The sequence below is a fragment of the Vibrio sp. ABH4_348 genome, from assembly GCF_056159765.1.
The window spans coordinates 108,581-123,926 of record NZ_JBSWVW010000002.1; the positions used below are offsets into that span (position 1 = coordinate 108,581).

12 protein-coding genes are annotated in these 15,346 nt (G+C 42.9%); 5 read left to right on the forward strand and 7 right to left on the reverse strand.

Features of this window, described 5'->3' with window-relative positions:
- Positions 1-3: 3 nt before the first annotated feature.
- From ACXAFJ_RS14070 to ACXAFJ_RS14080, 3 genes are all read right to left on the reverse strand, one after another.
- Entirely contained in the window at positions 4-1,164 is a 1,161-nt protein-coding gene (locus tag ACXAFJ_RS14070; RefSeq protein ID WP_475324283.1) for a response regulator, read from the reverse strand.
- Between the two features lie 28 nt (positions 1,165-1,192).
- Entirely contained in the window at positions 1,193-5,584 is a 4,392-nt protein-coding gene (locus ACXAFJ_RS14075) for a PAS domain S-box protein (RefSeq protein ID WP_475324284.1), read from the reverse strand.
- 265 nt (positions 5,585-5,849) lie between these two features.
- Positions 5,850-6,698: an aminotransferase class IV gene (locus tag ACXAFJ_RS14080; RefSeq protein ID WP_475324286.1), complete on the reverse strand. Its 849-nt coding sequence runs from the start codon at positions 6,696-6,698 to the stop codon at positions 5,850-5,852.
- A gap of 79 nt (positions 6,699-6,777) precedes the next feature.
- Here ACXAFJ_RS14080 and ACXAFJ_RS14085 point away from each other — a divergent pair, with 79 nt between their 5' ends.
- Complete coding sequence (locus ACXAFJ_RS14085) at positions 6,778-7,128, forward strand: MerR family transcriptional regulator (RefSeq protein WP_475324287.1); 351 nt, start codon at positions 6,778-6,780, stop codon at positions 7,126-7,128.
- 163 nt (positions 7,129-7,291) lie between these two features.
- The gene (locus ACXAFJ_RS14090) at positions 7,292-7,954 is read left to right on the forward strand and encodes a hypothetical protein (RefSeq protein ID WP_475324288.1); all 663 of its coding nucleotides are present in this window, start codon (positions 7,292-7,294) and stop codon (positions 7,952-7,954) included.
- Positions 7,955-8,010: 56 nt separating this feature from the next.
- On the opposite strand, the gene ACXAFJ_RS14095 is transcribed toward ACXAFJ_RS14090, so the two are convergent.
- A complete protein-coding gene (locus ACXAFJ_RS14095; RefSeq protein WP_475324290.1) occupies positions 8,011-9,387 on the reverse strand; it encodes a GH1 family beta-glucosidase in 1,377 nt (458 codons plus the stop codon).
- Between the two features lie 290 nt (positions 9,388-9,677).
- Here ACXAFJ_RS14095 and ACXAFJ_RS14100 point away from each other — a divergent pair, with 290 nt between their 5' ends.
- The gene (locus ACXAFJ_RS14100) at positions 9,678-9,917 is read left to right on the forward strand and encodes a hypothetical protein (protein ID WP_475324291.1); all 240 of its coding nucleotides are present in this window, start codon (positions 9,678-9,680) and stop codon (positions 9,915-9,917) included.
- 44 nt (positions 9,918-9,961) lie between these two features.
- Here the strand turns inward: ACXAFJ_RS14100 and ACXAFJ_RS14105 are convergent, their stop codons facing one another.
- A complete protein-coding gene (locus tag ACXAFJ_RS14105; RefSeq protein ID WP_475324292.1) occupies positions 9,962-11,878 on the reverse strand; it encodes a monovalent cation:proton antiporter-2 (CPA2) family protein in 1,917 nt (638 codons plus the stop codon).
- The gene (locus tag ACXAFJ_RS14110; RefSeq protein WP_475324294.1) at positions 11,875-12,492 is read right to left on the reverse strand and encodes an NAD(P)H-dependent oxidoreductase; all 618 of its coding nucleotides are present in this window, start codon (positions 12,490-12,492) and stop codon (positions 11,875-11,877) included. The genes ACXAFJ_RS14105 and ACXAFJ_RS14110 overlap by 4 nt, the downstream gene beginning before the upstream one ends.
- Positions 12,493-12,880: 388 nt before the next feature.
- On the opposite strand from ACXAFJ_RS14110, the gene ACXAFJ_RS14115 reads away from it, so the two are divergent.
- Positions 12,881-13,513: a LysE family translocator gene (locus ACXAFJ_RS14115; protein WP_475324295.1), complete on the forward strand. Its 633-nt coding sequence runs from the start codon at positions 12,881-12,883 to the stop codon at positions 13,511-13,513.
- Between the two features lie 115 nt (positions 13,514-13,628).
- Here ACXAFJ_RS14115 and ACXAFJ_RS14120 read toward each other — a convergent pair whose 3' ends face one another.
- Complete coding sequence (locus ACXAFJ_RS14120; protein ID WP_475324296.1) at positions 13,629-13,985, reverse strand: YibL family ribosome-associated protein; 357 nt, start codon at positions 13,983-13,985, stop codon at positions 13,629-13,631.
- Positions 13,986-14,200: 215 nt separating this feature from the next.
- Here ACXAFJ_RS14120 and ACXAFJ_RS14125 point away from each other — a divergent pair, with 215 nt between their 5' ends.
- Entirely contained in the window at positions 14,201-15,346 is a 1,146-nt protein-coding gene (locus tag ACXAFJ_RS14125; RefSeq protein WP_475324298.1) for a GGDEF domain-containing protein, read from the forward strand.

Genomic DNA, 15,346 nt, shown 5'->3' on the forward strand with positions numbered 1-15,346 from the left:
AAGTCACGGGTGCACAATATCGATTGCATTGCTTATTTTAGTCAATAAGGTATCGGCATTAGTCGGTTTAACAATGTAGTCTTGTGCGCCGGAGGTCACACAGTCTTTGAACATATTTTTGTCTGAATGACTGGTCAGCATGATCACTGGAATTTGTTCCGTTTGATCGAGCTTTTTCAGCGCATCTAAAGTTCTAAAACCATCCATTACCGGCATATCAATATCCAGTAGAATGACTCTTGGCTCCATTAACTTTGCTTTTAACAACGCCTCGGCACCGTTATTGGCTTTCTCCACTTTAAAGCCTTTTGGCTCTAGAATTGAGGCAATAATCTTAAGCATCACAGGTTGATCGTCGGCTATCAGAACCAGCGGTTTTGTATTGTTAAGAGGCGGCTTGGATTTCTCGATGGCTTTAGAGATCCGATTAAACGCAGAAGCATTGCTCGTTTTGATCGCTTCTATTTCGGGCTGAATGGTGACATCTGAAAGAATACCATCAACCGCTTGTTTGGTTTTTTCATCAAACTCACTGACGATATTCGAAAATGCTTGATCCCATTGTTCTCGGGAGACTGACTTAATCTTGTCTCGTAATGTAGGAGAGAGTTGGTCTAACAATATGTCTGCTTGAGATTTTTGAAGCCCCAGTTCAACCTTGATTTGGTCTAGTTCGACATGGCTAGATTCAATATCCTGAATCATAGCTGTTTTTTCTAACTCAACGCTTTTAATCGCCAGTTTCAAAAGTACATACTCAGCAATTCTTTGAACCGAAAGTCTCACCCTTCCTACGTCATAAACAGGTTTAATCGTTTCGTAGTTGTAAAATTCATTGTTTTTGCAGTATTCAAACGCTTGGCTTCTCTCGGATTTGGCACACAAAATCAGTGATTCTTGTGGTAGCTCTAGAAGGGGCTTAACGGCCTTATGTTTCAAAAATAGTTGACGCAGTTCATGAGATTTCTTTGGAGATTCGAAGGCGTAGATATGCAGAACAGATTCATGTTGTTGTTTGACCACACTAATTAACGATTCTTGCCCATCGGCAACGTTGACTTTGTATAAGTTACTGAATAGTGGCTGTAAGATCTGTTCGATGATGTCCAATACTTCATTGGAGTCGTAATAGACAACAACGCTCAGTTTTGAAAAGTGATACATAACCGTTCCCTATTTTTGCCAACCAACCCTAGACTGAAATCAGAGTTCGCGTCTCGATATCCGTTTTAATACCCATGTTCTCTAACTCTTGCTCCACTTCAAGCAACGCACTTTTGGCCTCTGTTAACGTCTCTTCAACCACCCTGAGATCTTGATGATTGATCTCAATCTCCTTCCAAAGCAGAGAGAATCTCGGTAAGCCACTGGATGCGGCGGAGCCTTTAATGCCGTGTGCTAACTTTCTCACCAGTTCACAGTCTTGATTTTCAATAGCAGTTTCAAGCTTACACATGTCAGAGAGCATACTTTCCCAAAATACTGACAGCACATCTTTAAACAGCTCTTCGTCATCGATACCTACAATCGAACGTAACGTATCCAGTTCAAGCCAGTCTTTGGCAGGTTCAAGTGTCTGTTTTGATTCAAGGCTTTTTGGCGGCTGATTTTCGTCATTATTCAATAATTTTTCACTTGTTTTCGACATTGATTGAAGCCAAGGGAACAACACTGATTTCAGCGTATCTAGTTCAACAGGCTTTGGAATGTAATCATTCATACCCTGTTGTTTGCAATTTTCCGCTTCGCCGGATATTGCATTAGCCGTGATAGCAATAATGATGGTCTCGGCGGCACTCATACTCGCCTCTGACTCTCTTATTTTTTTGGTAAGTTCAAAGCCATCCATTTCTGGCATGTGGCAGTCCGTAAGAATGATAGGGTAATTGCCTGATCTCCACGCTTCATACGCCTGTACCCCGTTATCTTTCATCTCATATTTCAAACCTAGCCGCTTGAGTTGCCCTGACAACACTAATTGATTGGTGGGTTGATCTTCGGCGCACAGCACGGTTACATCGTCTGGGAATAACATGTCTTGTGTGTCTATCGAGCTGTCAAACAGTTCAACATTAGCTTCAGCCAACGTCATTCCACTCAACTGCAATAGATTGGAAATCAACTCAGTGGGCCTTAACGGATAAGCGAGTACTGTACTTTCGTTTTTGTACTGGTCGGTATCTTCGGAGTAATGTCTTACCAAATGAAGTGTGCTTCTTTCACTCATGCCTAAGCCAGAGGCGCAATCGGTAATTAAAATCGAATCACTTTGCGTTTCCCCATTCTTTTCTTCTTTATTCCAAACTTTTACACCAAGCGTAGTCAGGCTTTGCTCTATAATACGAGCCAGTTCGTCGTCGATGATGTTGAGCTCAACTCCTTTCGGCAAATCAGCCAGGTCATAATACGGTATTTCTTCTCGCGTCAAATCGACGGGAATTCTCACGCTAAAACGACTGCCTTGCCCGGGTTCACTATCGATATCAATGGCACCATGCATTATTTCGATCAAAGACTTGGTTATTGATAAACCCAGCCCTGTGCCACCAAATTTTCGCGTCGTTGACGAGTCAGCTTGAGTAAACGGTAAAAATAGCTGACTCATTTGCTCGATGGTCATCCCGATGCCGTTGTCAATTACAGAGAAGGTAAAAGAAAGATCTGTGGAGTCATATTCGGTTTTAACAATGACACTGCCCTGTTGATACTCAGAGTCAGTAAATTTAATGGCATTACCGAGCAAATTCATTAGCACCTGTCGAATCTTGACGGAATCCACCAGCATAGCTTTGGGACAATTGAAATCATGTTCAATGTACAAACAAAGCCCTTTGTTGAGTGCTGTCATCCTTAGAGACTCGACGGTATTTTCAATGACATCTAACACATTGTGCTCGCTCAGCTCGATCTCCATCTGCCCGGCTTCAATTTTGGAAAAGTCCAAAATGTCATTGATGATTTCGAGAAGTGAGAACGAGGAATCGCGAATCGTTGACACCATGCGAAACTGTTCGGGCGATAACGCGGTATCTTTGAGGAGATCAACCAAGCCTACGACACCGTTCATAGGCGTGCGAATTTCGTGACTCATGGTGGCTAAAAACCTGGATTTTGCTTGGCTTGCCTGGTTGGCGGCTTTACTTTCTTTTTCTAGCTCAATTTGAGTCAGCCTTTCCTCGGTAATATCAATATTGGTTCCGTACATTCTAACCGTGTGAGTCTCTTCATCCGTGATTACATCGGCGGCGGCCCTTACCCAACGCAACTCAGATTTTTCCTTAACGAGGATTCTAAATACCGACTGAAAACTCTGTTTGTTTTCAATTGATTGGTTTAGGTTTTTTTCTGCTTCATCCAAATCGGCTGGATGTACTCGACTGCGCCATGTTTCGTAGTTCACATCCTCACCAGGAGGCACGTCGTACATAGCGTACATTCCATCGTCCCAGGTGAGTTCATTTGAAGCTAAATCGAAGGTCCAGTTACACACTCCACCCGCATCAGAGGCCAACTTAATTCCGCGAAGCAATTCTTCACGTTCTTTTTCGAAAAGTTGTTCTCGTTCTCTTGTGGCGACCTGTTCTGTAATATCCCTGACCATTCCAACGTAAGCAGTGTTGTCTCCTACCTTGATTCGACCCACCGAGACTTCGACGGGAAACTGACGGCCGAGGCGATGAATGCCTAATGACTCCTGAATTTGCCCAACGGATGAATGGTCGCTAACAATCAGTGGGTTAATTTCTGTTTCCGGATCTGTGAATAAATATCTTGGCAGAACGCAATCAATACTGCGACCGACTATAGTACTCCGCTGAACCCCAAAAATGATTTCAAACGAGCGGTTGGTATCAATAATACGCCCGGTATCACTGACTATTACGGTTCCATCTAGTGCAGTGTCAAATACGGCTCGTAGACGACTCTCTGATTCTTTGCTCTGCTTCGACACTTCATGGATTTTGTTTTCTAGTTGGGTCGTCTGTTTGTCGAGCTGTCTTTTATCTTCGGTGATATCAATTTGAGCGCCGATGTAGTGGGAAACTGAACCATCCTCCTGATAGATTGGGGCGAGGTGAAGGTTGTTGTAAAACAAACCGCCATCTTTTTTGTAATTGCGTACTTTTACAGAACACGCCTTACCGTCTCGAATAGATAGCCGAATAACATCAAGTCCGGCTTGCTCTGTATCTTGTCCTTGTAGTACCCGACAATTCTTACCGACAATTTCTTCACTAAAGTACCCCGTGTTCCTTTCAAACGCGCGATTCACATAAACGATTGGATTGTCAGTTTGATTCGGATCGCTTATCGCTACACCAATATTGAGAGCGTCCATCGCACGTTTCATCAAGTTCAAAGAATGACTGCGCTCAACTAGGGTCTGGTTGTCTTCAGTTAAACCTTTAATCTTGTCTTCAGTGCGTGAGATAGCCAACTCGATACTATCAATCTCACTCAACTGCTGAACATCATCAGGCTTATCGATTCCGAGTATCTTCCAAATGTCGCGAGTAAGACTCGACAAAGGAGTGATAATTGTTTTGGACAAAATAGTGGTCGCGACCAGCGTCATCAGAATGGCGATTAAACACACAAATACAACTTGTTGAATCAACGAATCTGAGGCTTTAAAAGCAGATTGCGAGGGAACACTGAGTAGTACCGACCAGCCCATACCAGGGTAGTCATGTATGGGTTGACTATGAGCATACCCAGCAAGTAGCTCTTTACCTCGCTTTAAAAAGACTTCAGCTCCGGATAGTCCTGCGACCATAGAGGTCACCAACTCTTGAGGTAACGTATATTGCTGCTGAAGGACATCAAAATCACGACTATAAGTCGATTGCACCTGCCCTAACGGATCGTAAGCGCTAATCAGGTGACCAGTGGAATCTATAATGTTAATTGACGCGTTCGGCCACCCTGACTCGGCGAGTTTGTGATGCTCTTGCTGTACTAGGTCTTCAACCACAGAAAAATCGACTACATTTACCCACGCGCCGACCGTTCGTCCTTCTATGTCATACAGTACTCGTCCGTAAAGCATATCGTAACTTTTATCGAGCTGATCGATTAACCCTCGCTCAGGTCCCACTACAAATGTATCTCCAGTCCTTTGGCGGCCAATCCCCTGATGAGCCATAAGCGCCTGAAACCATTCACTGTTTGCAACTTCATCAGCGGTGATGGCCAACGTCTGTAACGTCTTTCCTTTGGCGTTTCTTGTGCTGTGTGCCAAGATACGTCCAGAGTTATCCAATACAATGATCCGTCGGTACACTTTGTAGTTTTCAACAAAGCTGTTTAGGTTTTTCTGCATCTGAACGCTAGAGGCAGCATACGCAAGGGTGCGCTCTTCAGATATTTCTCCCAGTGAAGAAGGAAAAGCTTGAACATCATTCACACGTTCAAATAGATTTCTTTCGATGAGCGTCATCAGCAATTGAGCTTCATTCTCAATGTGACGATATTGGCTCTGTTTTAGCGTTTGATTTGCCTGCCATGAGATAGCGGATATCATCGTCAACACAATAAATGTGGTGTACAAATAAACAGACTTAATCTTTTTGGATATCGTCATTCTTATCACATATGCTTCGAGTTACACATATAAGACATAGACTAATAGCGACGAGAAAAAAAGATTCCTGCGCCACACAATTACGCGTGGAATCTTCATCAACCTCGTTTAATTGAGTTCGTTTGACATTGCCAATAGAAAGGACACAACTAGACCAGCTTTAATTCAATGCGTTACAACTATTTCCGAATTTTGTGGGATCTAATTAGCTGTTTTGAGCTTTGATTGAAACGTCACGAACTTCAAAATAATTTTTTTATTTGCGTTAGCCAATTGTTAGGTAAGGTTCTGATTCATAGGCACGCTTTAGGCGTGCTTCAAGCTTGTCTGAACGCGAGAAAGAGCAATCGTCAATTTTGCTGATCGCGATTGCTGGAGACCACGAGTTCATGACGACGGCACCCTCATAACTTTCTAAATCAGAAACTGACACATCTCGAATTTGATAAGGTGCGCCACACTCATCCAGCTTGCGCTTGACGAGGCTTTGCATAGTGCCATTAAGTATATTGGCCCTAGGCCAAATCACATTTGTTCCATCCCAAAATGCTAAGTTCCAGATACTTGCTTCACTAATTCGGTCGTTAGTATCTACAAAAACAGCATCATCAAAGCCTTGTTTTACCGCTTGGTGGAGGTAAAACGTTTTACCAACCTCACCAACATGTTTGACGTGCGGCATAGGACGTTGATGTTCAAACGACTTCAGCGACAATGGGCCGGTCGGACCCGACGTAGGTCCATCAGTTTTTATCAACAACTGGAGTCGGCTGTTTAAGCTGTCTTTTGTAAACTCCCCACCTTGTGGAAAAACGACAATTGAAACTGACATATTTTTATTTGAGTTTTCCAGTGTTGTTTGCAGTTGCTCGGTAATCGTAGAATCGGACAGGGCCTTTCCAAACAACTCTAGTGATGCGCTCCGTAGTCTTTCTAGGTGCAAATCCCAGCCCTTAACTTTACTTTGCCTTACTTGAAAAGAGGTAAAGTGAGCAAATCCAGCAAACGCCCTCTCGTTCAAAACATCATTGTTTACTTCAATTCCATTAAGCCAATATCTTTTTAAGCCATTGTTAGATAAATCTTTCATCGGTGTGTGACTTTCAACATTCATTTAGCGCGCTCCAAATTGCGTCGTTTGCGTTGGAGAGTTAGCATAAAGTCTGACAGTACTGTTAGGGTCAAGAGATAAAATGAAGATTGGGCAACTTTCACAATTAACCGACGTTAGCATAAGAATGCTTAGATATTACGAAGAGCAAAAGCTTCTCTCTCCTCGGCGAGATACATCCGGTTATCGCTATTACACAGAAAACGATGTGCTTATCATAAATCGGATCAAACTGCTCAATTCGGCAGGCATGACACTTGATACCATTTTGCAGTTTCTTCCATGTATTCGAGGCGACCATCCGATATTCGAACCCTGTGACGAATTACGTTTAGTTTTGCAAACTGAAATAGCCAAAACGAACGAGAAGATCGAGCAACTACAAGCGAGTCGCGATGTCCTCAACCGATTTTGGAAGGAAATTAATACCTAGGGCGTGGATTTTGTTAGCTGACCTACCACCGGCGTCACTAGTACTTTTGTAACGAAACCTTAAATTGCGTTATCACACGGAAAGCTTCTGTGTTTTGATTCTTTTTTTCAGCTCGTTATGTAGATTTGCTCAAAAGACATTTGCACTGCATAAGGACGTTAACGTGAAAAAGATTTTACTCGCTCTACCGCTTTTTGGTCTGATGGCTGGGTGTTCAAGCACCACACATTTACCAATAACAAGCCAACAACTCACCGAAAAGAACTATCAGTCAATATCCGTCACCAATCGAGAAAAGCCAGACTTTATGGCTCAAACCGCTGGCAAAGGAATGTTGGGAGTAATTGGTGTATTTGGTATGGTCTCTGCAGGTAACGAGTTGGTCCAAGAGCATCAAATAGAAGACCCAGCCAATTATATTAAGACCCAGTTAAAAGATGCGTTGTCTGGCCAATTTGGTTACTCGATAAAATCGGATGGTTTTCCAACTATTGACACGACTAGCACCAGTAAGATTTCAGAAACTCATGCTGCGAGTGACTTGGTGTTAGATATTGAGACCACGGTTTGGAAGTTCGGTCATTTCGTTACAAACTACAGTAACTACAGTGTGCAATACGCGGCCAATCTGCGCCTCGTCGACACGCAAACACAAAGTGTAATTGCCGAAGGAGAATGTCGACGTTTTCCAGAAGAAACCGCAAGTTCACCAACTTACGATCAGTTGCTAGCGAATGATGCTCAGTTACTCAAAACTGAACTACAGCTGGCCGCTGAATATTGTGTCGATGAGTTCAAATCCAACTTGTTGTCACTGACTAACTAGTTATGTATAGGCAAGCAGAGAGTTAGCGTTCAATGCTAACTCTCTAGAAACACAGATTACTTACCTGACTTACTTCGTTTTTTTAAGAACTCTTGATAACAAATCGCGCTGCGTTTAAGCGTGCGTTTCTGGGTTTCAAAATCCACATGGACAATGCCAAAACGCTGAGTATATCCAAACGACCATTCAAAGTTGTCCATCAAACTCCACGCAAAGTAGCCGCGAATGTCGACACCCTGCTCTATTGCATTATCAACTGCGGTTAAATGTTGCTGGAAATAGCGAACTCGCTGCTCGTCTTCTACTATCTCCCCTACTTTTTCATCCTCACCAGCAGCACCATTTTCAGTTATGTAAATGGGTGGCAAATTCGGATAACGAGATTTTAGATTGAGCAAGAGGTCGGTCAGCGCCTGTGGGAAGATTTCCCAGCCAATATATGTATGTTCGGCTTGGGGTTGAGGTACATCCGTGATATCACCTTCGGCGTCGTACTTAACCACTGTGCGCGTGTAAAAATTGAGCCCCATAAAATCGAGTGGTTGATTAATGATCTCCAAATCACCCTGCAATATCATTGGCTGGTGGGATTTTAGGTTTTTCAGAACCTCTGGTGGGTAACGACCTAACAAAGCTGGGTCAATAAACCAAAAGTGGTCCTCAGCGTTGTGGTAACTTGCGGCATGTCTATCTTTAGCAGAATCAGGGTAAGCCGGCGTTGCGTTAAACACGCAACCAACGTCCGAAGTAGAGACGTGTTTTCTGATGGCTTTTACGCCTAAGCCGTGAGCCAACATAAGATGGTGAGAGGCCAAAAATCCGCTTTGCTCGCCTTTTATCCCTGGTGCATGAATGCCATATCGATAGCCCATGTAAGCGGCACAAAATGGTTCATTGAGCGTCGCGTAGGAGTCGATGTCATCGCCAAAAAATTCACTTACCACAGACGCATAATGTTGAAATTTATAAGCAGTTTCGCGATTGAGCCAGCCCCCTTTGTCTTCCAAATACTGAGGTAGGTCCCAATGGTAGAGTGTGACAAAGACCTTTAGCCCATTTTTATGGCATTCATCTATAATGTTTTTGTAAAACAGCAGGCCTTCCCGATTAACTTCACCTTCTCTTGGTATAATTCGCGACCAAGACATGGAAAACCGGTAAGCATCAACGCCCAGCTCTTTAATCAGTTGAATGTCTTGTTTCCACAGGTGGTAGTGGTCGCATGCAACGTCACCATTTTCTTGGTTATCTACAGCTCCGGGCTGGCGACAAAATGTATCCCAAATCGAAGGTGTCCGACCACCTAAAGCCGCCCCTCCTTCTATTTGATAAGCTGACGTTGCAACACCAAATACAAAATTGTCACGATTCAATTTAGAGTCTTCAGGAAGGGTATATTTTTGCCCCAATGCATTTGAATTTGTTTGTGTCATTACCACTTCTCTCCTCTGGACGAGAATACGTTAGTTATTGGTAGTAAATACTTCAGGCTAACGAAATCCCAACCAACTAGTTGGTAAATTCTGTCTATTTTTCATACATTAGAACCATAACTGACGCTCCGCAAGACATAGGCAATGGCTTTGTGAACATCGACCATAGCGCATAATTAACACTTAGTTAACATGTGCTACATTTAAATGTAAATGCATTCAGTTGCAATTTGGTCGACCACAAAATTCGGTTTACCGTTTTTTCTACTGATAGTCGTTGGGAGGGGCTTATGATTGACAAACGCTATACAGATTCGAGTTCACAACACCAAAATACCGTATTTGATGACAATGCAACTGATCTTCTATTCACACCCGCTAACAAGGCCCCCTCTCATCCCAATTCAAACGCTATTGCCGAACTAACAGTTGAACTGAGTAAAGCAATGTCAGAAGGAAATATAGGAAAAGTCAGACACTACTCCGCCCTTTGGGGGTTTTACTCATTTGAACTCAATCGACAAAGATAGAAATTTGAGCCACCTCGTTCGAAATGACTCTATCTACTTCAGAACTAATCATCGAGTTTGTCAGCGTAACCCTTAGGAGGAGGCGTCCAGCCCCTTTCAAATCGTGACTCTTCGGAAGATCGACTCTTAGCAATACGCTGTTTTAATAGCTCTTCAAGTTCACTGAATAGCTTTCTATAGTTATTATCAAAACGTTCATCGCCAGAAGATTCATCAAGCCAGCCCTGATAAAGCTTGTCAGATTGCTCACGTTCAACATGTAAGAATGAGGTCTTTTGCTGCTCAACAGTAAATGGATGAACTCCGGACTCTCGAAGCGCTGAAGCTCCGAGTTCTAATGCTGAGTGATAGGTCTCTGATTCAATGACATCCGCACCGGCTTGACGCAGTTGGTAACCATGGCCACGGTCAAAGGCTCTAGCTAAGACTTTCACCTTGGGGTAGCTATGTTTCACGTACTTCACCAGCTCAACTCCAACCTCTCTGTTGTCGATTGCCACAACCAGCATTGATGCGTCTTCAATGCCAGCCGTATGTAGCAAGTCTGGTTTAGAAGCATCGCCAAAATACGCTTTGGCTTTGAATTTTCTTAATGTATCTACTTGAGAAGAATCTTGATCAAGCACCACGGTTTTTACGCCATTCAATACTAATAGTCGGTTTACAATCTGACCAAAACGACCGGCACCAGCAACGATTACTGTACCTGTTTCTTCGATTTGATCGGGTTCTCTGTCATTCGATTTACTGGTAAATCGAGGCAAAATCACCTTATCAAAAAAGATAAATAAACCAGGAGTCAGGAACATAGACAAAGCGACGACCATAGCCAAAGTCTGGGAAAGTGCTTGAGGGAGGACATGGTTCTGGCTTGAGAAACTCAGTAAAACGAAGCCAAATTCACCTGCCTGAGCCAAGCTGAGCGTAAACAACCACCTATCACTTCCCTTGATTCGAAAGATAAGGGCTAGCAGAAATAAAATTAGAGCTTTTAGCAGAATTACACCAATCGTGGCAGCAAGAATAACATCAACTTCGGCAATCAATAGTTGAAAGTCTATCCCCGCGCCTACGGTAATGAAAAACAGCCCCAGCAACAGACCTTTAAACGGCTCAATATTGGATTCAAGCTCATGCCTAAATTCACTATTTGCCAGCACAACTCCAGCTAAGAAAGCGCCAAGGGCCGGAGATAAGCCAATCAATCCCATTAATGCAGCAATACCCATCACTAACATCAATGCAGTTGCGGTAAATATTTCACGCAGGCCTGACGACGCAACAAACTTAAATAGCGGACGACTAAGGTAATGACCCGCGACAACTAAGCCAATGATAGAACCCGTAATTACTAAACCGTAAACCCAGCCCGGCAATCCAGCTACTAGACTGAGGTTTTCATGGTGATCTGCGCTGGTTTCCAGGTTCTTCGCTGCTTCCATTAATTCAGGAATCGCGAGTAACGGAATAAAGGCCAACATAGGGATGACAGCAATGTCTTGAAAAAGCAAAACCGAGAACGCGTTTTTGCCGCCTTCTGACTTGGTTAATCCTTTTTCATTGAGCGTTTGCAAAACAATTGCAGTAGAAGACAGCGAGAATATTAAACCTATCGCGATTGAAAGTTGCAGGTCTAATCCCAGACTGAACGAAATCGCCGTCACTGACGCCGCAGTTAGACCAACTTGTAATCCGCCCAAACCAAGTAGTTTGTGCTTCATGTTCCACAGCATTTTAGGCTCTAGCTCTAGCCCTACTAAGAACAACATCATGACGACACCAAATTCCGCGAAGTGCTGAATTTTGACCGTTTCATCACCAACCAATCCAATAATCGGCCCGATAACGACACCTGCTATTAAATAGCCTAGAACCGAGCCAAGACCTAATCGCTTTGCAATAGGTACGGCGATAACGGCCGCAACCAAGTAGATAAAAGCTTGCAGAAAATAAACTGTCATAACTCAAATGCTCCCGATACATCAGACTTTTTTGGCATCAAAGGTAAATCAACATAGCTGTTTAGGTCGACCGATGAATCATTTAGGGCTTCGAGAACGTTTACATAGTCTTCAGAATGCTGTCCAACTCGATCTTCCTCTAACGCCGTTCTTGCACCAAACAGAGCAAATGGTGGCAGATATATCATTCCAGTGAGATTTGCCATCTGTTCAAGCGGTTGTAGCAACTCTCTAATCGTAAAATGGTTGTAACCTTCCGAACGGTAGGCATCCTCTTTACCACCGGCAGTAATGGCACAGAGAAAATGCTTACCCTTTAGTTCAATACCATCATGACCATAGGCGAAGCCATATTCGAGAACCAGATCTTGCCATTCTTTCAATATTGCAGGCGTCGAGTACCAATAGAGTGGAAACTGGAACACTATGACATCATGGTCTTTCAGTCGTTTTTGTTCCTTGTCGATATCAATATGATAATTTGGGTATTCGGCATATAGGTCAACCAAGGTAACAAATGGAAGTTCGCCAATTTTACTCACCAAAACTGAGTTAACTTCACTGCGTTCTGACGCTGGGTGCGCATAAAGTACCAGTACTTTTCTATCTGACATATCTTTCCCTGATATTTTTTAACTTCGATTAGCCAGCTGGGGCTCTATTAGTTCTAGCACAATCGTTTTTATAGGTTCTATTGTTTTATTAGTTTTACCAATTGACTCTACAGCTTTAAACCGTCGACTTTGATAGAGAACATCGAAAGTTTCGAACCAATATCCCCAAGTAAATTCAAGATATGGAATATAGAGCTACATATTCTGAAGCATCTCGACCCCAAAACAGCAGAGCAAGGTAATGACAAGTCATTTCTAGGTCTTTGACAAAGAAGTGAAGCAATTGAAAACAGCTTAGGCTGGCGTTATATTTAGAGTTATCAAGTGAGAACGTTATTAGGTGCATCTAGCGCTACAGAAATGTACGTTTCCAATTCAAGGAGGAGTTGTGAATATTGATACTCTGCTAATCTACTGTCTGATTTCATTTTTCTACATTATCAGCCCTGGCCCTGCCGTGTTTTTGTCTATGTACAACGGAGCCATGCACGGCATAAAGTATGTGGTCGCTTCGGCATTGGGAAACATTATTGGGCTGCTTGTCCTATCGTCCCTTTCTATCAGCGGACTGAGTGCCATACTGCTAGCTTCTGCCCCATTGTTTACTGCAGTTAAAGTAGTGGGGGCCTGTTATTTGATCTATCTAGGCATCCGGTTATTTTTGACCACGCCATCATCGCCCGACGAAATAAACGCTGAGCTCAAAACCCCAAAGTCGACCGTGAAGTATTTTCACGAAGGACTGTTCGTTGCAGTAACCAACCCTAAACCCATTATCTTTTTTGCCGCTTTGTTTCCACAGTTCTTGGATACAACTCAGCCCATTATGCCTCAGTTTTCGTTAATGACTGGGATCTTTATGGCGTTTTCATTCTTATCTTTATTTAGTTATGGATTCATGGCGACTAAAGCCAAAGGATTCTTTAGCAATACCAATAAGATAAAATGGTTCCACAGAATTAGCGGTGGTCTTTTTGTTGGCATGGGAGCCAGCCTATTTCACGTCAAAAGCTCGGTTTGAGTACATCTGCGCGAGAATTTAATTAAGGAAAAACAAGCCCCTATGCAATATGATTGCATAGGGGCTTCTTTATCTCTGATGAGCTATTTATCTTATCGACGGCCGTCAGATAAAATTAGAATTTTTTAGGAGCGAATCCAGTCACAGCTTCTAGTCTCAGCTCTTTACCCAATTTGGTAAGAGGGTGAACTACGACCAAACCGCGCACTGATTTTTTAAGCTTACCCATATCCGCTTGCTCTTGTTTGGTGATTTCGCGCGAGAATGGCATATCAAGTAGTGCTTTTCTTTCTTTGTTTAGATCGTAACTTTGCTTGCCTTCTAGTTGACGAAGTTTTTTGTTCAACTTGTCTAACTCATCGGTAAACTGAGTAATCATTGGGGAATCACCACGAGCTTGTGCTGCATTCAGCTTGTGTTGACAACGATCGAGACGACTTTTGAGTCGCTGAATTTCAGATTTAATAGTCATGGCAGTGGGTTCCAAAATAAAAGGCGCTGGAGTATAGCAGCCTTTGCTAACGCTATCACTACATTTGAAGCTGAAGGTTACTAGAATTCCCCGTATAATAACGTCCCATTGCCGTTATCGGACTATAATTCCGTTAACAAAACGACAAAAGTGACTAGTCAATCTTCATGCACGAGCTGAGCTTTATTAAGCTCTCTATCATTATGAATAATATAGTGTGTAGTTTAATTGCTTGCACAGTTTTTATTCTGATTCGAGGTAGAGAAAGAACCCATCGACAAACGCTATCTGGTGCGTGGTTTAGCGCGTTTTTCCTTTTTATCGGACTTGGCTTCGCAATGTCAGTAAGTCGACATTGGATTCATGAAGGCATCGCTGTTGTCGTTAACACCACTTTTTACGTCTTTGCCCTGATGTGCTATCACTTTGCCATTAGATCTTGGTATCGGTTAAAAACATCCAAAGTATGGATTGTGTATTGCGCTGTAACACTCGTTTCGGTCACTCTAGTTCAAGCCTACAACTACATTTATACACCAGAGGACTATAATTTACGTGCCATTTTGTATCCACTTTCTGTCACTCCGATTATCGTTTTGCTCCTCATTGAAAGCATAAAAGTCACTCGATTTAATCTAGCTGGCGAACGGCTACTTCTAATCAACACTCTGGTGTATTGTTTAGCGAATTACATCCCCTACTTGTCGTATTTCATTGAACTCAAGCCGTTTTACCACACCAGTTCAATTATCACGCTGCAAAGCTTAGTGCTGTTTTTGTCGCTCGCGTCAGTGTTATCTTTGTTCTTTTTGTACCAAGTTGAATGCCAGTACGATCGTTCGGTTCGCGATCCACTTACCAATCTATTCAACCGGCGTTACTTTTTTACTGAAGCTGAAAAACGAGTTAGAGGCCGTGAGCTGTCTTTTAATGTCGCGATACTGGATTTAGATCATTTTAAGCGACTCAATGACACATACGGGCATTTGAACGGTGACCAAGTATTAGTACATTTTGCTACCTTGCTAAACCAGACTTTTACTAATGGTGAAATAGTCAGTCGCTATGGCGGAGAAGAATTTATCATTCTCAGCCCAGAACACAACACAGCCTTGCTCGCCGATAAGCTCGAACAATTTCGAGCGATCGTCGAAAAACAACCTGTACCGTTAGATCTAGACTCAACAACGGAAAGTCTACATCAGCAAATTCACTACACAGTGAGCATTGGATTATCGAATCAAGCGGGAAATGACATTAAGCACTTAATATCCTTGGCGGACCAAGCGTTATACCAAGCCAAATACCAAGGGAGAAATCAGGTTGCCATTTTGGGCGTAACCGAACTTCAATCTGCATAA